Origin of the sequence: Variovorax saccharolyticus (genome assembly GCF_030316765.1) — a bacterium.
GTDB lineage: Bacteria > Pseudomonadota > Gammaproteobacteria > Burkholderiales > Burkholderiaceae_C > Variovorax > Variovorax saccharolyticus.
Window position 1 is genome coordinate 771,398 of sequence record NZ_JASZYT010000001.1, and the last position, 19,575, is coordinate 790,972.

Consider the following 19,575-nt stretch of genomic DNA (forward strand, 5'->3'; position numbering starts at 1 on the left):
ACGGCCCGGTTCGTCGGCGGATGGCCCGGCGCCGCCGGCGACACCGCGCACGACCCGTTAGAATCCGGCCCTGCCGCGGGTGTAGTTCAATGGTAGAACGGCAGCTTCCCAAGCTTCATACGAGGGTTCGATTCCCTTCACCCGCTCCAGATCCAGCAGATCAAGCAGTCAGATGGGTTCGATGCAGGGGCTGCCCCCAACCGGCCGCCCATCTGCATTTGCACAAGCCAAGAACCCAAGATGAGCCAGCCCACCTTCAGCGTCGCCGACATCCGCAAGTCGTTCCTCGATTTCTTCGCGACCAAGGGCCACACCGTCGTGCCCTCGAGTTCGCTGGTGCCGGCCAACGACCCGACCCTGATGTTCACCAACTCGGGGATGGTGCAATTCAAGGACGTGTTCCTCGGCAGCGACAAGCGTCCCTATGTGCGTGCCGCTTCGGTCCAGGCCTGCCTGCGCGCCGGCGGCAAGCACAACGACCTCGAGAACGTCGGCTACACCGCGCGTCACCACACGTTCTTCGAAATGCTCGGCAACTGGAGCTTCGGCGACTACTTCAAGCGCGAGTCGCTCAAGTGGGCCTTCGAGCTCCTGACCGAGGTCTACAAGCTGCCGGCCGAAAAGCTCTGGGCCACCGTCTACATCGAGGATGACGAGGCCTACGACATCTGGACCAAGGAAATCGGCCTGCCGCCCGAGCGCGTCGTGCGCATCGGCGACAACAAGGGCGGCCGCTACATGTCCGACAACTTCTGGATGATGGCGGACACCGGCCCCTGCGGCCCGTGCAGCGAGATCTTCTACGACCACGGCCCGCAGATCGCCGGCGGCCCGCCCGGCAGCCCCGACGAAGACGGCGACCGCTACATCGAGATCTGGAACAACGTGTTCATGCAGTTCGACATGCAGCCCGACGGCAGCGTGAAGCCGCTGCCCGCGCCCTGCGTCGACACCGGCATGGGGCTGGAGCGGCTGGCAGCGATCCTGCAGCACGTGCACAGCAACTACGAGATCGACCTGTTCGATGCGCTGATCAAGGCCGCTTCGCGCGAGACCGGCGAGCCTGACCTCGGCCACAAGAGCCTGCGCGTGATCGCCGACCACATCCGCGCCACCGCCTTCCTGGTGGCCGACGGCGTGATCCCGTCGAACGAAGGCCGCGGCTACGTGCAGCGCCGCATCGTGCGCCGCGCCATCCGCCACGGCTACAAGCTGGGCCGCAAGAAGCCCTTCTTCCACAAGCTGGTGCCCGACCTGGTGGCGGTGATGGGCGATGCCTATCCCAAGCTGCGTGCCGACGAGAAACGCATCACCGAGACGCTGAAGGCCGAGGAAGAGCGCTTCTTCGAGACCCTGGCCAACGGCATGGAGATCCTCGACGCGACGCTGGCCGATGGCGCCAAGGTGCTGCCGGGCGAGGTCGCCTTCAAGCTGCACGACACCTACGGTTTCCCGCTCGACCTGTCGGCCGACGTCTGCCGCGAGCGCGGCGTGGCGGTCGACGAGGCCGGCTTCCATGCGGCGATGGAAAAGCAGAAGGCCGCCGGCCGCGCCGCCGGCAAGTTCAAGATGGAGCGGGCGGTCGAATACAGCGGCGCCGGCAATGCCTTCACGGGCTACGAGCGCCTCGAGGAAAAGGCCAAGGTGGTGGCGCTGTATTTCGAGGGCGCGCCGGTCGAGCAGCTGGCCGAGGGCCAGCCCGGCATCGTGGTGCTCGACACCACGCCTTTCTATGCCGAGAGCGGCGGCCAGGTCGGCGACCAGGGCGTGCTCGCGGCCGAGGGCGTGCAGTTCGGCGTCGACGACACGCAGAAGATCAAGGCCGACGTCTTCGGCCACCACGGCACGCAGACCCAGGGCACGCTGAAGGTCGGCGACACGGTCACCGCGCGCGTCGACACCGCGCGGCGCGCCGCCACCATGCGCAACCACAGCGTCACCCACCTGATGCACAAGGCGCTGCGCGAGGTGCTCGGCGAGCACGTGCAGCAGAAGGGCTCGCTGGTCGATGCCGACAAGACGCGCTTCGACTTCGCGCACAACGCGGCCGTCACGCCCGAGCAGGTGCTCGAGATCGAGCGCCGCGTGAACGCCGAGATCCTCGCCAACCAGGCAACCCAGGCGCGCCTGATGGACATGGAGTCGGCCCAGAAGACCGGCGCCGTGATGCTGTTCGGCGAGAAGTACGGCGAGACCGTGCGGGTGCTCGACATCGGCAGTAGCCGCGAACTCTGCGGCGGCACGCACGTGGCGCGCACCGGCGACATCGGCCTCTTCAAGATCACCAGCGAGGGCGGCGTGGCCGCCGGCGTGCGCCGCATCGAGGCCGTCACCGGCGCCAATGCGCTGGCCTATCTTCAGCAGCTCGAGGCCACCGTGCACAGCGCGGCCGCGACGCTCAAGACGCCGGCGGCCGAGTTGCAGGGCCGGCTCGCGCAGGTGCTCGAGCAGGTGAGGGCGCTGGAGCGCGAGGTCGGTGCCCTCAAGGGCCGGCTCGCGTCCTCCAAGGGCGACGAACTGCTGGCGCAGGCGGTCGAGGTCAAGGGCGTCAAGGTGCTGGCCGCCAAGCTCGACGGCGCCGATGCCAAGACGCTGCGCGACACGATGGACAAGCTCAAGGACAAGCTCAAGACCGCGGCCATCGTGCTGGCGGCGGTCGACGGCGCCAAGGTGCAGATCGCGGCCGGCGTCACGGCCGACACGATGGGCAAGGTCAAGGCCGGCGAACTGGTCAACTTCGTCGCCCAGCAGGTCGGCGGCAAGGGCGGCGGCAAGCCCGACATGGCGATGGCCGGCGGCACCGATGCCGCCGCGGTTCCGGCGGCCCTGAAGTCGGTTCAGGCCTGGGTCGCGGAACGCCTGTAAGGGCGGCACCGCCAGGGCACGGCATGGCCGTCGACATCCTCGTGATGGGGGCCGGCACCATCGGCTCCTTCATCGGTGGCAGCCTGGCGGCGGCGGGGGTCCGGGTGGGCTTCGTCGGCCGGCCGCGCGTGCTGGGCGCGCTGGCGCTGCACGGCATCACGCTGTCCGATCTCGAAGGGCGAAAGACCCGCGTGCCTGCGGCCGAGCTGATCCTGCATGAGCGCGTGCCCGAGGGCCTGCGGCCGTCGCTGGTCCTGTTGACGGTCAAGAGCGGCGCGACCGCCGAGGCCGCGGCCGAACTCGCGGCCGCGCTGCCGGCAGGCAGCACCGTGGTGTCGCTGCAGAACGGCGTTGCCAACGCACGGGTGGCCGCGCAGGCCGGCCCTGGCCTGCGGGTACTGCCGGGCATGGTGCCCTACAACGTGGCCGAGGTCGGCCCCGGCGCCTTCCATCGGGGCACCGATGGGCGGCTGGCGGCCCAGGCCGACGATGCACTGCGACCCTGGGTGGCGGTGTTCGAGCGGGCCGGGATCCCGATCGATCTCCTGCCCGACATGCTGCCGGTGCAATGGGGCAAGCTGCTGTTCAATCTCAACAATCCGGTCAATGCGCTGTCGGGGCTGCCGTTGCGCGAGCAATTGCTGGAGCGCGACTATCGGCGCTGCTTCGCGGCCCTGATCGACGAGGCGCTGGCCGTGCTGGCTCGCGCCGGCATCGAACCCGCCCAGCTCGGCGCGCTGCCCGCGGCACGGATCCCGCCGATCCTGCGCCTTCCGACGCCGCTGTTCCGGCTGGTCGCGGCGCGCATGCTGCGCATCGATGCCAAGGCGCGTTCGAGCATGGCCGACGACCTGGCGCTGGGCCGCAGCACCGAGATCGACGTGCTCAGCGGCGAGGTGGTGCGGCTGGCCGAAAGCCACGGCATGCAGGCGCCTTTCAACGCGCGGATGGTCGAACTGGTGCAGGCCTGGCCGGAGCGCCGGGAACGCTGGCCCGCGCGGCAACTGCTCACGCAGCTGGGGCGCTAGCGGCGTTCAGCCCGGTCCGGCCGGCGCCACGCTGGCGCCCTGGATCCGGTGCCGGGCCAGCGCATCGGCGACGAAGCCGCTGGCCTTCATCTCCTCGACGAAGGCGGCCAGGACGGCGGCCGCTTCCGGGCCGCGCGAAGCCGGCGTTCCCATGGCCTGCTGGATCACCATGAAGCGCCCCGGCAGCAGGCGCAGGGCGGCGTCGCCTGCGGCTTCAGCCTCCAGCACTTGCCGTATTCCTGCCGCCACCTCGACCTGGCCGGCGCGCAGGCTCTGCATCACGCCGCTGGCGCCCGCCACGCGCACGATCTGCGCTTGCCGGATCTCGCGCGTGAGGAACAGGTCGTAGGCGCTGCCGCTGCCGACCGCGATGCGCTGGCCGTCGCGGTCCACGTCTTCGTTGCCGGCGAGCGCAGAGGCGGCGGGCACCAGGTAGCTGCCCTCGATCAGCACGTAGGGCGCGGTGAAGCGCAATCCCTCGCCGCGAGCCGGATCGATGGCGAAGAAGCCGATGTCGGCCTGTTCGCCGCGGACCGCCTCGACCGAGGCCGCCGCCTTCTCGAACACCACCAGCTCGAGCGGGGCGCCGAGCCGCTCGGCGAAGGCACGGGCCAGGTCGACCGAGACGCCGATCGGTTCGCCGCTTGTGGGGTCCTTGTTCGCGAGGATCGGATTGCCGAGATTGATGGAGGCGCGCAGGGCGCCTGCGGGCGTGAAGGCCGAGACCACGGCCGGGGCGAGGAGGGTGCTCATCGTCCGGATTCTGCCGCAGCGCATCTTCATGCCGATGCCGGTGCTTGTTTGCTACCGGAGGATGACGGCAACCTGTTACCAAGTGAAATATAGGGTTTCTACCTATATTTGATTGCGGCCTGGAACACTATTCTTCGTCCATCGTTTCATTACTAAATCAGTGTTTTCTTAGTGAAACAAAGCGAATTCTCTCCAACGCCAAGGAATCGCCTCCCATGATGAACAAGTCTCGTCGCCAAGCATTGGCCCTCACGCTGGCCGCCACAGCCGCATTCGCCGCCGCGCCGAGCTGGGCCCAGGCCTGGCCCAGCAAGCCGATCACCCTCGTGGTGGCCTACCCCGCCGGTGGCGACACCGACGCGCTGGCGCGGCTGTTCGCCGAGAAGCTCTCGACCCGCGTCGGCCAGCCGGTGGTGGTCGACAACCGTCCGGGCGCCAGCGGCGTGATCGGCAGCAGCTTTGTCGCCAAGGCCCCGGCAGACGGCTACACGCTGCTGGTGGCGCCGAGCACCTTCTCGATCGCGCAGATCGTGCTCAAGACCGGCTCGGGTTCCGGCTACGACGTGGTCAACGGCTTCACGCCCATCATCCAGACGGCGATGATGCCGCTGTTCGTGGTCTCGGGCCCGGCCAGCGGCGCGAAGACGCTCAAGGAGATGGTGAACACGGCGAAGAGCAGCCAGGCGCTCTCCTATGCCAGCCCGGGCAGCGGCTCGCCGATGCACATCCTCGGCGAGATGTTCAACAAGTCGGCCGGCCTCGGCATCAAGCACGTGCCCTACAAGGGCGTGGCGCCGGCGATCAACGACGTGCTCGGCGGCCACGTGCCGCTGACGGTCGTTACCTATGGCCCGATCGCCCCCTACCTCCCGGGCGGCAAGCTGGTGCCGCTGGCGGTGGCCGACCGCGCCCGCTCGCCGCTGGCGCCCAACGTCCCGACCCTGGCCGAGCTTGGCTACAAGGATGTCGAGGTGGTGGCCTGGAACGGGATCTTCGCGCCCAAGGGCCTGTCGCCCGAGATCGTGAAGACGCTCAACGCCCACTTCAACGAGATCCTCAAGATGCCCGACGTGGTGTCCAAGATGGCGGTGCTCGGCGCGCTGCCGCTGGGCGGCACGCCCGAGACCCTGGCCAAGACCAACGCCGCCGACTTCGAGCGCTTCGGCCGCGTGATCAAGGAACTCGGCATCCAGGCCGATTAGTCATGAACCACCCCCGACGCGCCTGCGGCGCCTCCCCCTCCAGGGGGCGATACCAGCGGCCTGGCAAAGCCAGATCCGCGGTATCCCTGGCTTCGGCAGGCGCCAGTTTCATGCATCGCGGGTCCCCCGATGCGCGGTGAACCCACTGACAAAGAAGATCCCATGACCCAGCCCAGCGGCACCCCCGACCAGCAGAGCCTGCAAACCCTTCTTGCGGAACTGCCCGCCAACCTGCTGGCCGGCCGCAAGGTGCTGGTCACGGGCGCTGCGCGCGGCCTCGGCCTGGCGTTCGCCAAGTGCATCGCGGCTGCCGGCGGCGCCGTCGTGATGGCCGACATCCTGTCCGACCTGGTGCAGACCGAGGCCGCGGCGCTGCGCGCGGCCGGCTCCAACGCCCATGGGCTGGCGGTCGACCTGTCGGACCCGGCCTCGATCGACGCCTGCGCCGAAGCGGCCATCGCCGCGCTCGGCGGCCTCGACGGCCTGGTCAACAACGCCGCCATCACCAACTCCGGCGGCCGCGATGCGCATGCGCTCGAGATCGACATGTGGGACCGCGTGATGGCGGTCAACGTGCGCGGCACCTGGCTCATGAGCCGTGCCTGCCAGCCGGCATTGGCCGGGAGCGGCCGCGGCGCGATCGTCAACCTGGCGTCGGACACCGCGCTGTGGGGCGCGCCGAACCTGCTGGCCTACGCCTCGAGCAAGGGCGCCGTGATCTCGATGACGCGCTCGCTGTCGCGCGAGTGGGGCGGCGAGGGCATCACGGTCAATGCCGTGGCGCCCGGCCTCACGCTGGTCGAGGCGACCGAATACGTGCCGATGGCCCGGCACCAGAAATACCTCGAAGGCCGCGCGATCCAGCGCGAGCAGCAGGCCGCCGACGTCTGCGGCGCGATGCTCTTTGCCCTCTCGGGCCTGTCGCGCTTCGTGACCGGCCAGTTGCTTGCCGTCAACGGCGGCTTCGTGATGCATTGATTTTTTCGACCAAGGAGTAAACCCGATGAGCGATTTGTCCGAACAACAGAAGATCGACGGCGCCGCCAACACCCTGGCGCAGCCCGAAGGCAGCAACCTCCAGCAATGGATGGAGACGCGCATCGCGCGCTATTCCACCCGCAAGTACGACTGGGACGCGCTCAAGTTCCAGGCCGACTTCGATCCCAAGTTCCGCCGCGCGCAGATGCGCTACGTGGGCACCGGCGGCACCGGCGTCGCCAAGGACGTGAACACCGTGCCGGCCGAGAACTTCACCTTCTCGACCATGGTGATTCCGGCCGGCCACGAAGGCCCGCCGCACCTGCACACCGACGTGGAAGAAGTGTTCTTCCTGATCCGCGGCAAGCTCAAGGTCGTCATCGAGAAAGACGGCGAGCGCTTCGAGACCATCATGACCGACCGCGACCTGATCTCGGTGCCGCCGGGTGTCTACCGCGAAGAGATCAACATCGGCGACGAAGACGCGCTGATGTGCGTGATGCTGGGCGCCAAGAAGCCGGTGACGCCGACCTACCCGGCCGACCACCCGCTGGCGAAGGTCAAGCGCTGAGCCGCCATCCGAGCTAACGACGAGCCGACCCCGATGAGTGCCGCCATGGATCACGCCGCAACCCTCCCGCCGTCCGAGCTGGCCCGCCTCGAGGCGCGCTTCCCGGCACGGCCGGTGGCGCTGCAGGGCGGCGCCGCGGTGTCGCTGCGCGAGTGCGGCAGCGGGCCGGTGCTGGTCTGCCTGCACGGCATCGGTTCGGGCGCAGCCTCCTGGCTCGACACCGCGCTGCTGCTGTCGCCCGAGGCCCGCGTGATCGCGTGGGACGCCCCGGGCTATGGTGATTCGACCCCGCTGGCGCCGGCGGCACCGAAGGCCGCCGACTACGCCGAGCGGCTCGGCGCCATGCTGGACGCGCTCGACATCGGCCGTTGCACGCTGGTCGGCCATTCGCTCGGCGCGCTGACAGCGGCTTGCGCGGCACGGCCGGGTTCGGCGCTGGCCGCGCGCATCGAGCGGCTGGTGCTGATCAGCCCGGCCGCTGGCTATGGCGCCGCCGAACGCGCCGAGACCCGCCAGCGGGTGCGCGCCCAACGGCTCGACACCCTGGCGCGCGCCGGTGTCGCCGGCATGGCCGCGCAGGCCGACGCCCGCCTGCTGTCCGCCCATGCGGGCGAGCAGGCCCGCCAGTGGGTGCGCTGGAACATGGCGCGCCTCAACGAGGGCGGCTACCGCCAGGCGGTCGAACTGCTGTGCGGCGGCGAGCTGCTGGCCGACCTGCCGCCGGCGATGCCGGTGCGCGTGGCCTGCGGTGCGCTCGACATCGTGACGCCGCCCGCCGGCTGCGACGAGGTGGCGCGCCGGTGCGGCGTGGCGCTCGAACTCATTGCCGATGCCGGCCATGCCAGCTACGTCGAGCGGCCGCAAGCCGTCGCGGCGCTGCTGCGCGAAGCCCTGGCAAGCTGAAGCGATCCGGTCAACAACCAAGAGACACCATGGCAACCAACGACATCGATCCGACAGAAGACGGCGCTGACCGCTACAACGTCCCGGCGCTCGAGCGCGGGCTGCGCCTGCTGTGCGAGTTCAGCCGCGAGCACCGGGCACTGTCGGCGCCCGAGCTGGCGCGCCGCTTCGACCTGCCGCGCTCGACCGTGTTCAGGCTCCTGACCACGCTCGAGAACATGGGCTTCCTGGAGCGCGCCGAAGGCGGCCGCGACTATCGCCTGGGCCTGGCGGTGCTGCGCCTGGGCTTCGAATACCTGGCCTCGCTCGAACTGACCCAGCTCGGCACGCCGCTCTTGCAGCGCCTCTGCGACGATCTGCGCACGCCCTGCAACCTGGTGGTGCGCGACGGCCGCTCGATCGTCTACGTCGCCAAGGTCGCGCCGCCCACGCCCTTCGCCAGCTCGGTGACAGTGGGCACGCGGCTGCCGGCACATGCCACGGTGCTGGGCCGCATCCTGCTCGAGGACCTGACGCTGGTGCAACTGCGCGCCCTCTATCCGGAAGACAAGCTCGAGTCCTTTTCGCCGCGCACCCCGGTCTCGGTCGACCAGCTGTTCGACATGGTCCAGGCCGACCGCCAGCGCGGCTACGTGCTGGGCGAAGGCTTCTTCGAATCGAACATCTCGACCATCGCCGCACCGGTGCGCGATCACAGCGGCCACATCGTGGCGGCGCTCGGCGCCACCATCACCTCGGGCCACATCGAGGAAAGCCGCATGGGCGAGATGGTCCAGCGCGTGCGCCAGACCGCCGACGAGATCTCCGGCCTGCTGAACTACTCGCCGGCGTCCAAGGGCCAGGTGATTCCGCTGCGCGGCGGCGACCTGGCGGCTTGAATGGAACAGATCATGACGAGCTCCACGCCTTCCCCCCACTTCTTCGCCGCCGATGCGCTGGCCGGCCGCGTGGCCGTGGTCACCGGCGGTTCTTCCGGCATCGGCCTCGCGACCGTCGAGCTGCTGCTCGACAGCGGCGCCGCCGTGGCGCTGTGCGGCCGCGATGCCGAGCGGCTCGACCGCGCGGTGGCCGGCCTGCGCGCGACGCGCCCCGAGGCGCGCCTCTTCGCCCGCACCTGCGACGTGCTCGACGCCGATTCGGTGAAGAGCTTCGCCGCCGAGAGCGAGGCCGCGCTCGGTGCGGCCTCGATGCTGGTCAACAACGCCGGCCAGGGTCGCGTCTCGACCTTCGCCAACACCGACGACCAGGCCTGGACCGACGAACTGCAGCTGAAGTTCTTCTCGGTCATCCACCCGACCCGCGCCTTCCTGCCGCAGCTCAAGGCGCAGCGCGCCGCGCTCGGCGATGCGGCGATCGTCTGCGCCAATTCGCTGCTGGCGCGCCAGCCCGAGCCGCACATGGTCGCGACCTCGGCGGCACGGGCCGGCCTGCTGAGCCTGGTGCGCTCGATGGCCACCGAGTTCGCGCCCGACGGCGTGCGCGTCAACGGCATCCTGATCGGCCTGGTCGAGTCGGGCCAGTGGCGCCGCCGCTTCGATGCCCGCGCGCAGACCGAACTCGACTGGTCCGCCTGGAGCAGCCAGCTGGCCCGCGACAAGCACATCCCGCTGGGCCGCCTGGGGCTTCCGATCGAAGCCGCGCGCGCCATTCTCTTTCTCGCTTCACCGCTCGCGTCCTATACGACGGGCAGCCACATCGACATTTCCGGAGGCCATTCCCGCCATGCATAACCCTCAAAACACCGTCACGGCCGGCGCAGTCGTCGCCGCCTTCCTCGAGCAATGCGGCGTCAAGGCGGCGTTCGGCGTCATCTCGATCCACAACATGCCGATCCTCGATGCCTTCGCGCAGCGGGGCGCGATCCGCTTCATCTCGGCCCGCGGCGAGGCCGGCGCCGGCAACATGGCCGATGCCTATGCCCGCTCCACCGCCAGCCTGGGCGTGTGCATCACCAGCACCGGCCCGGCCGCGGGCAACATCGCCGGCAGCATGGTCGAGGCGCTGACCGCCGGCGCCCCTGTGCTGCACATCACGGGCCAGATCGAGACGCCCTACATCGACAAGGGAATGTCGTACATCCACGAGGCGCCCGACCAGCTCACGATGCTCAAGGCCATCTCCAAGGCGGCCTTCCGCGTGCGCAGCGTCGAGAACCTGCTGGGCACCCTCAAGCGTGCGGTGCAGGTCGCGCTGACCGCGCCGACGGGCCCGGTCAGCGTCGAGATCCCGATCGACATCCAGTCCGCGCTGGTCGCGATGCCGGCCGACCTGTCGCCGCTGCCGATCGAGGCCGCCGTGCCGTCGAAGGCCGGCCTCGACGCGCTCGCCGCGGACCTGGCCAAGGCGAGGCGCCCCCTGCTGTGGGTCGGCGGCGGCGCCCGCCACGCCCGCGCTGCCATCCAGCGCCTGCAGAAGCTCGGCTTCGGCGTCGTCACCACCACGCAAGGCCGTGGCACGGTGCCCGAGGACGATGCCGGCTCGCTCGGCGCCTACAACATCCAGAAGCCGGTCGAGGCCCTCTACCAGACCTGCGACGCGATGCTGGTGGTCGGCTCGCGCCTGCGCGGCAACGAAACGCTCAAGTACGAACTGAAGCTGCCGCGCCCGCTCTACCGCATCGACGCCGATGCCGCCGCCGAAGGCCGCTGCTATGCCTCCGAGGCCTTCGTCTGCGGCGACTCCGCGCTGGCGCTCGAAGGCTTGGCCGACCGCCTCGAAGCCGCCAAGTACAAGGCCGACCCGCAACTGCTGGTCGACCTGCGCGCCGCCCACGACCAGGCGGTGGCGACGCTGCGCGACGGCCTCGGCCCCTATGCGGAACTGGTGCGCCAGATCCAGTCGGTGGCGGGCCGCAACTTCAACTGGGTGCGCGACGTGACCGTCTCCAACAGCACCTGGGGCAATCGCGAACTGCGCATCTTCGAACCCAGCGCCGGCGTGCACGCCACGGGCGGCGGCATCGGCCAGGGCATGCCCATGGCGATCGGCGCGGCGATCGGCGCGGCCGTGACCGGCTCGGGCCGCAAGACCTTCTGCCTGGCCGGCGACGGCGGCTTCATCCTGAACCTGGGCGAGCTGGCCTGCATGGTGCAGGAGAAGGCCCCGATGGTGATCGTGCTCATGAACGACAAGAGCTACGGCGTCATCAAGAACATCCAGGACGCGCAGTACGGCGGCCGCCAGTGCTACGCCGAACTGCACACGCCCGACTACGACCTGCTGTGCAAGTCGATCGCGCTGCCGCATGCCCGCGTGCAGAAGCTGGCCGACCTGCCGGCCCGGCTCGACGAGGCGCTTTCGGCCAAGGGCCCCTTCCTGCTCGAGATCGACATGCTGTCGATCGGCGGCTTCAAGAGCACCTTCGCAGGCCCGCCGACCAACACGATCACGCAGATTCCTGCGCTCGGCGCAGCCAAGTGAGCGGAGCACCTCGCATGTCCGCCATCACGCGCATTGCCCTCGTCGGCTGCGGTGCCATCGGCACCTCGATGCTCGAACTGCTCCAGGCCGACAAGGCCATGGAGATCAAGGCCATCGTCGTGCCGGCCGACGCCTTCGCCGCGACCCGGGCCGTGGCCGAGCGGCTGGCACCGGGCGCGCAGGTGCTGAGCTCGGTCCCGGTCGAAGGCATCGACCTGGTCGTCGAGGCGGCCGGCCATGCGGCGATCGAGGCGCACGTGCTGCCGGCGCTGCAGCGCGGCACGCCCTGCATCGTGGCTTCGGTGGGGGCGCTGTCGGCCGCGGGATTCGCCGAGAAGCTCGAAGCCGCTGCGGTGGCGGGCGGCACGCAGGTGCAGCTGATCGCCGGCGCCATCGGTGCCATCGACGCGCTGGCGGCGGCCCGCATCGGCGGCCTCGACGAGGTGCGCTACATCGGCCGCAAGCCGCCGCGCGCCTGGAAGGGCACGCCGGCCGAGCAGGGCCGCGATCTCGAGGCACTGACGCAGGCCACCGTGATCTTCGAAGGCAGCGCCCGCGAAGCCGCCACGCTGTACCCGAAGAACGCCAACGTGGCCGCCAGCGTATCGCTCGCCGGCCTCGGCCTGGACCGCACCCTGGTGCGCCTGATCGCCGATCCGGCGGTGGCCGACAACGTCCACGTGGTCGAGGCCCAGGGCGCTTTCGGCAGCTTCGAGCTCACGATGCGCAACAAGCCTCTGGCGGCCAATCCGAAGACCTCCGCGCTGACGGTCTACAGCGCCGTGCGCGCACTGCGCAACCGCATCGCGCCCCTGGCGATCTGAACCGAGAGAACCCCCGATGATTTCCTCCGAACTCCTTCCTCTCAATGTCGCGGGCGAATGGCGCCTCGGCGGCGGCGACGTCTACGAGAGCCTCTATCCCGCCACCGGCGAGCCGATCGCGCGCCTCAAGGCGGCCAGCCTGGCCGACGTCGACGAGGCCATCACGCGCGCGCACCATGCCTTCCTCACCAGCGGCTGGGCGCAGATGCTGCCGCACCAGCGCGCCACCGTGCTGCATCGCGTGGCGCAGCTGATCCGCGAGCAGTCCGAAGCGCTGGCCCAGAAGCAGCGCCTGGACAACGGCAAGCCGATCAGCGAGACCCGCAACCTGGTGGCCAGCGCCGCCGGCACCTTCCAGTTCTTCGCCGCCGCGCTCGAGACGCTCGAGGACACGATCACGCCGTCGCGCGGCCCCTTCGTCACGATGAGCGTGCACGAGCCGATGGGTGTGGTCGCGGCGATCACACCATGGAATTCGCCGATCGCGAGCGAAGCGCAAAAGCTGGCGCCGGCCCTGGCTGCCGGCAACGCGGTGGTGGTCAAGCCGGCCGAGGTGACGCCGCTGATGGCGCTCGAGCTGGCCCGCATCTGCGAAGAGGCCGGCGTGCCCAAGGGCATCGTGAGCGTGCTGCCGGGCAAGGGCTCGGTGATCGGCGACGCCATCACCAAGCATCCGCTGGTCAAGCGCGTGTCCTTCACGGGCGGTACCACCACGGGCCGCCACATCGCGCACATCGCGGCCGACAAGATGATGCCGGTGTCGCTCGAACTCGGCGGCAAGTCGCCGACCATGGTGCTCGAGGACGCCGACCTCGACCATGCGGTCGCCGGCGTGCTCTACGGCATCTTCAGCTCCTCGGGCGAGTCGTGCATCGCCGGCTCGCGCCTGTTCGTCGCACGTTCGATCTACGACGAGTTCCTGACCCGGCTGGCCGAAGGCGCCAACGCGCTGCGCGTCGGCGACCCGGCGGCCGAAAACACCCAGATGGGCCCGCTGATCACGGCCAAGCACCGCGAAGGCATCGAGCGCTACGTCGAGCTCGGCGTCTCCGAAGGCGGCCGCATCCGCACCGGCGGCGTGCGTCCGCACGGCAACGGCCTCGACCGCGGCTACTTCTACACGCCTACGATCCTCGAAGGCCTGACCAACAACGCCCGCATCAGCCAGGAGGAGATCTTCGGCCCGGTGCTGGTCGCGATGCCCTTCGACAACGAGCAGGAGTTGATCAAGCAGGCCAACGACAGCGTCTACGCGCTGGCGGCCGGCGTCTGGAGCCGCGACTTCAAGCGCGCCTGGCGGCTCGGCCGCGCGGTGCAGGCGGGCACGGTCTGGGTCAACACCTACAAGCAGTTCTCGGTCTCGACCCCGTTCGGCGGCTGGCGCGACAGCGGCCTCGGCCGCGAGAAGGGCCGCGAGGGCATCTTCCAGTACATGGAGCAGAAGAGCATGTACTGGGGCACCAACGAGCAGCCGCTGCCGTGGGCCAACTGAAAGGACAACGATCATGAGCGTACTGGGCATCGACCAGATCACCTACGTGGCGGACGACCTCGCGGTCTGCCGCAACTTCTTCCAGGACTGGGGCCTCGTGCTCAAGTCCGAGGCGGCCGACGAGCTCGTCTTCGAATGCCTGAATGGCTGCAAGGTCGTGGTCGCGGCGTTGAGCAAGCCGGGACTGCCGCCCGGCATGGAAGAGGGCCCGACCCTGCGCGAAGTGGTGTGGGGCGTCGAGAGCGACGCCGACCTCGCGCGCTATGCCGCGGCGATCGCCAAGGATCCCGGCTTCGTCGACGGCGAGGTCGATGGCGCGCGCCGTATCGGCTGCATCGACCCGAACGGACTGGCCGTGCGGCTGCAGGTCAGCCGCAAGCACGCGGTCGAAGTCGACTGCGGCGCCATGAACACCTGGAACGCCAAGCCGCGGATCAACCAGGCCGCGCCGGTGTACGAGCGCGCGACGCCGATCGAGGTCGGCCATGTGGTCTTCTTCGTCAGCGACGTGGCGGCCACCAGCGCCTTCTATGCCGAGCGCTTCGGCTTCGTCGCGTCCGACAGCTATCCGAACCGCGGCGCCTTCATGCGCTGCGCGCCCGAGGGCGGCCACCACGACCTGTTCCTGCTGCAGCTGCCCTCGGGCAAGCGCGGACTGAACCACGTGGCCTTCACCGTGCGCGACATCCATGAAGTGTTCGGCGGCGGCCTGCACTTCTCGCGCAAGGGCTGGGAGACGCAACTGGGCCCGGGCCGCCATCCGGTGTCCTCGGCCTACTTCTGGTATTTCAAGAACCCGGCCGGCGGCCTGATCGAGTACTACGCCGACGAAGACCAGCTGACCGCCGAATGGCAGCCGCGCGAGTTCGAGCCCGGCCCGACCGTGTTCGCCGAATGGGCGGTCGATGGCGGCCTCGACGGCCATACGCGCCGGCAGAAGAACGCCGAAGGCCCCAAGGGCGCTTTCCTGACGGAGAAGAAATGATCGATCGCTTGAACCGTCCGCTGCGCCTCGCCGCCGCCGCCTTGCTCGCCTTCGCGGCGCTGAGCACCGCGCAGGCCCAGACCGATGCGCAGAAGCAGCTCGCCGGCGACCGCTTCACCATCGTCTCGCCGTTCCCGCCGGGCGGCCCGGTCGACACGCTGGCGCGGGTGCTCTCCGAAGGCCTCGCCAAGCGCTATGGCCAGCCGGCCGTGGTCGAGAACCTCGCCGGCGCCGCCGGCAACATCGGCATCGACAAGGTCAAGCGCGCGAAGGGCGACGGCCACACGCTGCTGGTGGTGCCGGCCGGCAACCTGACGATCAACCCGACCCTGATGCCGAATTTCCCGTTCGACATCCAGAAGGACTTCGTGCCGGTCACCATGCTCGCGACCGCTCCCAACGTGCTGGTGGCGACGCCGGGGTCGGGCTTCAAGAACGCGAAGGAAGTCGTGGCCCAGGCCAAGGCCAAGCCCGGCACCTTGTCCTATGCATCGCCCGGCGTCGGCAGCGGCCTGCACCTGGCCGGCGAGCTGTTCAAGCAGCAGGCCGGCGTCGACCTGCTGCATGTGCCCTACAAGGGCACGGCGCCGGCGCTCAACGACGTGCTCGGCGGCGTCGTGCCGCTGATGTTCAGCAACCTGCCGGCGACGCTGCCCTTCATCAAGAGCGGCAAGCTGGTTGCCCTGGGCGTGACCGAAGGCAAGCGCAGCCCGGTCGCGCCCGAGATCCCGACCTTGGCGGAGCAGGGCATCCCGGGGGTCAGCGTGACCTCCTGGTACGGCCTGCTGGCACCGGCCGGAACACCTCCCGCGGTGGCCGAGCAGCTGGCGAAGGATGCGGCCGAGATACTCGCCGCGCCGGAGGTGCGCGAGCGCCTCAAGGCACAGGGCATGACCGACGCCTCGATGAAGCCGGCCGAGTTCGCCGCCGCGATCCGCGACGAGACCGCGGTGTGGGCAAAGATCATCAAGGCGCGGAACATCGTCGCCGAGTAGGCAGCACGGCCGCCCACTTCCGAACAACCTTTCTTCACCGATGGAGCGAACCATGACCGACCGTTATCTCGATCCCCACCAGGCGCGCCAGCGCACCCCCACCACCTACGAGGACCTGCTCGGCGATGCCATCGAGCGCGCCTTCGCGGCCGGCGTGCACGACCTCGCCGGCCTGGTCGAGCGGCTCAACGACAGCGGCCTCGCGAGCCCCAGCGGCAAGGCCTGGACCGAGGCCATCTACCGCGAAGAGATGGCCGTCCTCGGCGCCTGAGCCGGCGCCACCTTCCTATTCACAAGAGAGGCACCCCACCATGACCCCCTCCCGCGAAGACCCCGTCGACCAGCTGCTCGAGATCGGCCTCAAGGATCTCTGGTACCCGATCTGCCCCACCGGCTTCATCAAGGAATCCCCCGTGTCGCTGCGCCGCCTGGGCCGCAAGTTCGCCCTCTGGCGCGACCATGCCGGCAAGCTGCATGCGCTCGAGGACCGCTGCCCGCACCGCGGCGCGCCGCTGTCGCAGGGCGTGATCCTCGGCGACCGGCTGTCCTGCCCGTACCACGGCGTCGAGGTGCGCTGCGACGGCGTGGCGGTGCGCGTGCCGGGCAGCCCGGGCTGCAAGCTCGAGGGTTCGCAGGCCACGCGCTTCTTCCACGTCGAGGAGCGCGCCGGCGCAGTCTGGCTCTACAACTCGAAGGAATCGGTCGAGACGCCGCCGCCGCTGGTGCTGCCCGAGCAGCTCACCGACGACGAGCAGTACTCGAGCTTCCTCTGCTACGCCGAGTGGAAGGGCGACTACCGCTACGTGCTCGACAACGTCATGGACCCGATGCACGGCACCTACCTGCACAAGCAGTCGCATTCGATGGCCGAGGGCGACTCGACCGCCAAGTTCGGCATCCGCGCGACCGACACCGGCTTCGTGTTCGAGAAGGAAGGACAGCGCAACGTCAACTTCGACTGGACCGAGTGGGCCGACACCGGCCTGCACTGGATGCGCCTCGAGATCCCGTACCCGAAGACCGGCGGCCCGGGCGGCAACTTCATCATCGTCGGCAGCTACACGCCGATCTCGCCGACGCTCTCGTGCGCCTTCCACTGGCGCGTGCGCAAGCTGGCCAAGGGCTGGGAGCGCGACACCTGGCGCTTCCTCTACAAGAACCGGCTCGAGGCCCGCCACTGGCATGTGCTCGAACAGGACCGCGTGCTGATCGAGAACATGGAGCCCGATGCCAACCAGCACGAGCAGCTCTACCAGCACGACCTCGGCATCGTGCGCCTGCGCCGTCACCTGCGCGGCCTGGCGCAGCAGCAACTCGAAGGCGCGACCGCCTGATGAGCGCACCAGCCGCCGCGAAGCTGCGCAGCTTCGCGGCGGTCCACTGAAAAGCCCTTCCTCGAGGTTTAAGTCATGTCTTCTCCCACGCTGAACGCCCTGGTGCACACGATGCGCTACGAAGCGGACGGCATCGTCAGCGTCGAGTTCCGCCCGGCATCGCCCGAGGTGGACTTCCCCGCCTTCGAGGCCGGCTCCCACATCGACCTGCACCTGCCCAACGGGCTGGTGCGCAGCTACTCGCTGTGCAACCCCTCGACCGACCGCCAGCGCTACGTGGTTGGCGTGCTGAACGACCGCAAGAGCCGCGGTGGCTCGCGCTACGTGCACCAGCAGCTGCGCGTGGGCATGACGCTCGCGATCTCGCAGCCGCGCAACAACTTCAAGCTCGAGGAGGGCGCGGAGCGTTCGGTGCTGGTGGCCGGCGGCATCGGCGTGACCCCGATCTGGTGCATGCTGCAGCGGCTGGCCGACATCGGCAAGCCGGTCGAGCTCCTGTACTGCGCGCGCTCGCGCAAGGAGTCCGCCTTCTGCGAATCGATTGCCGCGCTGGCGGCCGAGAAGGGCATTCCGCTCGCCTGGCATTTCGACGAAGAGAAGGGCGGACCGCCCGACCTGGCGGCGCTGCTCGCCGGCAAGGGCGCCGACAGCCACTACTACTGCTGCGGCCCGACGCCGATGCTCGACAACTTCGAGAAGACCTGCGAGCAGCTCGGCTACCCGAACGCCCACATCGAGCGTTTCGCGGCCGTGCACGTCGAGGCGCCGAGCGCCACCCAGAGCTATGTGGTGCAGTGCGCCAAGAGCGGCAAGTCGGTCGAGGTGCCGCCCGGCAAGTCGATCCTCGACAGCCTGATCGACGCCGGCCTGAATCCGGACCACAGCTGCAAGGAAGGCGTGTGCGGCGCCTGCGAGACCAAGGTGCTCGAAGGCGAGGTCGACCACCACGACGGCATCCTGACCAAGCTGGAGCGGGCGTCGAACAAGACCATGATGATCTGCGTCTCGGGCTGCAAGCGCGGCCCGCTGGTGCTGGACATCTAGGGCGAAGAAGAGTTCATCAACAGGGGGAGGAAGACATGAAGAGATCCTTGGTGGCCGCGGCCGCCTGCGCAGCCGTGTCCTGGGCCAGCGCGCAATCGAGCGTGACATTGTTCGGCGTCGTCGACGCGGCAGTCACCTACACCACCGGGTCGGGCCCGGTGTCGTCGAGCAGATGGCAGCTCACCAACAGCTCCAACACCTTCAGCCGGCTCGGCTTCCGGGGCACCGAAGACCTCGGCGGCGGCCTGGCGGCGAGCTTCTGGCTCGAGTCCGGCCTGCAGAACGATACCGGCACCAGCTTCGGCACCAACACCAACAACCAGCGCAACGGCAACGTCGGCGACGGCGGGCTGATCTATGGGCGCCGTTCGACCGTGAGCCTCTCAGGCGTCTTCGGCGAAGTGCGGCTGGGCCGCGACTACACGCCGACGTTCTGGAACACGGCCTTGTTCGACCCCTTCGGGACCGGCGGCGGCATCGGTGCCAACCAGATCTACTTCACCAGCCTGGGCGGCCTGAGCGCACCCACCGGCACGCGGGCCTCGAACAGCGTCGGCTACTTCCTGCCGCCCACGCTCGGCGGCTTCTACGGACAGCTGATGGTGGCGCTGGGCGAGAACCCCTCGAACGCCGTGCTGCCCGGGCCCGTGCCGCTGTCGATCGAGGACGACGGCGACTACACCGGGATGCGCGTGGGCTATCTCAACGGCCCGTTCAACGTGGCGCTCTCGACCGGACGCACAAAGTATGCGGTCGGCGACCTGAGGGTCACGAATCTCGGCGCTTCCTATACCTTCGCCGCCTTCATGGGCGTGAGGGTGATGGGCGAGTACTACACCGAGTCGCTCGGCGAGGTCGACGGCAAGGGCGCGCTGCTGGGCTTCAACCTGCCGGTCGGCGCCGGCGAGATCAAGGCCTCGTATGCGTGGTACCGCCGGGAACCGGGCTTCAACCTGCCGCGGCCGACCGTCGGCAAGTTCGCACTTGGCTATGTCTACAACCTGTCCAAGCGCAGCGCGGTCTATGCGACCGCCGCGTGGCTGAGCAACAGCAACGGCTCGGCCCAGACCCTCGGCGGTGTGCTCACGTCGCCGGACCACGGATCGCGCGGCACGGAGTTCGGCTTGCGCCACGCCTTCTAGCCCGGCAGCGGGGGGCGAAGCCCCCGCTGCCGCCACAAA

General features: G+C 69.3%; 18 protein-coding genes and 1 tRNA gene. 18 read left to right on the forward strand and 1 reads right to left on the reverse strand.

What is annotated here, in order from left to right; all coding sequences use genetic code 11:
- Positions 1 to 75: 75 nt before the first annotated feature.
- The 3 genes from QTI45_RS03820 (at position 76) to QTI45_RS03830 (ending at position 3,893) form a co-directional block, all read left to right on the forward strand.
- Positions 76 to 149 (forward strand) — tRNA-Gly (locus tag QTI45_RS03820).
- A 91-nt stretch (positions 150 to 240) separates the two neighbouring features.
- Positions 241 to 2,865, forward strand: a complete 2,625-nt coding sequence (alaS, locus tag QTI45_RS03825; RefSeq protein ID WP_286653544.1) for an alanine--tRNA ligase — start codon at positions 241 to 243, stop codon at positions 2,863 to 2,865.
- 23 nt (positions 2,866 to 2,888) lie between these two features.
- Complete coding sequence (locus QTI45_RS03830) at positions 2,889 to 3,893, forward strand: 2-dehydropantoate 2-reductase (protein WP_286653545.1); 1,005 nt, start codon at positions 2,889 to 2,891, stop codon at positions 3,891 to 3,893.
- Positions 3,894 to 3,899: 6 nt separating this feature from the next.
- On the opposite strand, the gene QTI45_RS03835 is transcribed toward QTI45_RS03830, so the two are convergent.
- Positions 3,900 to 4,646 carry a transporter substrate-binding domain-containing protein gene (locus tag QTI45_RS03835; RefSeq protein WP_286653546.1) on the reverse strand — a complete coding sequence of 249 codons (747 nt, stop codon included), beginning with the start codon at positions 4,644 to 4,646 and terminating at the stop codon, positions 3,900 to 3,902.
- A 218-nt stretch (positions 4,647 to 4,864) separates the two neighbouring features.
- Here QTI45_RS03835 and QTI45_RS03840 point away from each other — a divergent pair, with 218 nt between their 5' ends.
- The 15 genes from QTI45_RS03840 (at position 4,865) to QTI45_RS03910 (ending at position 19,536) form a co-directional block, all read left to right on the forward strand.
- Positions 4,865 to 5,848 carry a Bug family tripartite tricarboxylate transporter substrate binding protein gene (locus QTI45_RS03840; protein ID WP_286653547.1) on the forward strand — a complete coding sequence of 328 codons (984 nt, stop codon included), beginning with the start codon at positions 4,865 to 4,867 and terminating at the stop codon, positions 5,846 to 5,848.
- Positions 5,849 to 6,010: 162 nt separating this feature from the next.
- Positions 6,011 to 6,826, forward strand: coding sequence for an SDR family oxidoreductase (locus tag QTI45_RS03845; RefSeq protein WP_286653548.1), 816 nt, complete (start codon positions 6,011 to 6,013; stop codon positions 6,824 to 6,826).
- 25 nt (positions 6,827 to 6,851) lie between these two features.
- Positions 6,852 to 7,397: a cupin domain-containing protein gene (locus tag QTI45_RS03850; RefSeq protein ID WP_286653549.1), complete on the forward strand. Its 546-nt coding sequence runs from the start codon at positions 6,852 to 6,854 to the stop codon at positions 7,395 to 7,397.
- A 45-nt stretch (positions 7,398 to 7,442) separates the two neighbouring features.
- On the forward strand, positions 7,443 to 8,300 hold the full coding sequence (locus tag QTI45_RS03855) for an alpha/beta fold hydrolase (protein WP_286653550.1): 858 nt from the start codon (positions 7,443 to 7,445) through the stop codon (positions 8,298 to 8,300).
- Between the two features lie 29 nt (positions 8,301 to 8,329).
- Entirely contained in the window at positions 8,330 to 9,178 is an 849-nt protein-coding gene (locus QTI45_RS03860) for an IclR family transcriptional regulator (protein ID WP_286367433.1), read from the forward strand.
- A 12-nt stretch (positions 9,179 to 9,190) separates the two neighbouring features.
- On the forward strand, positions 9,191 to 10,030 hold the full coding sequence (locus tag QTI45_RS03865; RefSeq protein WP_286653551.1) for an SDR family oxidoreductase: 840 nt from the start codon (positions 9,191 to 9,193) through the stop codon (positions 10,028 to 10,030).
- Entirely contained in the window at positions 10,023 to 11,720 is a 1,698-nt protein-coding gene (locus QTI45_RS03870) for a thiamine pyrophosphate-binding protein (protein ID WP_286367435.1), read from the forward strand. Before QTI45_RS03865 ends, QTI45_RS03870 begins: the two co-directional genes overlap by 8 nt.
- 14 nt (positions 11,721 to 11,734) lie before the next feature.
- The gene (locus QTI45_RS03875; protein ID WP_444813092.1) at positions 11,735 to 12,544 is read left to right on the forward strand and encodes an aspartate dehydrogenase; all 810 of its coding nucleotides are present in this window, start codon (positions 11,735 to 11,737) and stop codon (positions 12,542 to 12,544) included.
- A gap of 16 nt (positions 12,545 to 12,560) precedes the next feature.
- Complete coding sequence (locus QTI45_RS03880; protein ID WP_286367436.1) at positions 12,561 to 14,036, forward strand: aldehyde dehydrogenase; 1,476 nt, start codon at positions 12,561 to 12,563, stop codon at positions 14,034 to 14,036.
- A 13-nt stretch (positions 14,037 to 14,049) separates the two neighbouring features.
- Entirely contained in the window at positions 14,050 to 15,021 is a 972-nt protein-coding gene (locus QTI45_RS03885; RefSeq protein ID WP_286653552.1) for a VOC family protein, read from the forward strand.
- Positions 15,018 to 16,016: a Bug family tripartite tricarboxylate transporter substrate binding protein gene (locus QTI45_RS03890; protein WP_286653553.1), complete on the forward strand. Its 999-nt coding sequence runs from the start codon at positions 15,018 to 15,020 to the stop codon at positions 16,014 to 16,016. The genes QTI45_RS03885 and QTI45_RS03890 overlap by 4 nt, the downstream gene beginning before the upstream one ends.
- A 52-nt stretch (positions 16,017 to 16,068) precedes the next feature.
- Complete coding sequence (locus QTI45_RS03895) at positions 16,069 to 16,287, forward strand: recombinase-like helix-turn-helix domain-containing protein (protein ID WP_286367440.1); 219 nt, start codon at positions 16,069 to 16,071, stop codon at positions 16,285 to 16,287.
- Between the two features lie 40 nt (positions 16,288 to 16,327).
- The gene (locus QTI45_RS03900) at positions 16,328 to 17,350 is read left to right on the forward strand and encodes a Rieske 2Fe-2S domain-containing protein (protein WP_286367442.1); all 1,023 of its coding nucleotides are present in this window, start codon (positions 16,328 to 16,330) and stop codon (positions 17,348 to 17,350) included.
- Between the two features lie 75 nt (positions 17,351 to 17,425).
- The gene (locus QTI45_RS03905) at positions 17,426 to 18,394 is read left to right on the forward strand and encodes a PDR/VanB family oxidoreductase (protein WP_286653554.1); all 969 of its coding nucleotides are present in this window, start codon (positions 17,426 to 17,428) and stop codon (positions 18,392 to 18,394) included.
- A gap of 35 nt (positions 18,395 to 18,429) precedes the next feature.
- Positions 18,430 to 19,536, forward strand: coding sequence for a porin (locus tag QTI45_RS03910; RefSeq protein ID WP_286367444.1), 1,107 nt, complete (start codon positions 18,430 to 18,432; stop codon positions 19,534 to 19,536).
- The last annotated feature ends 39 nt before the right edge of the window (positions 19,537 to 19,575 follow it).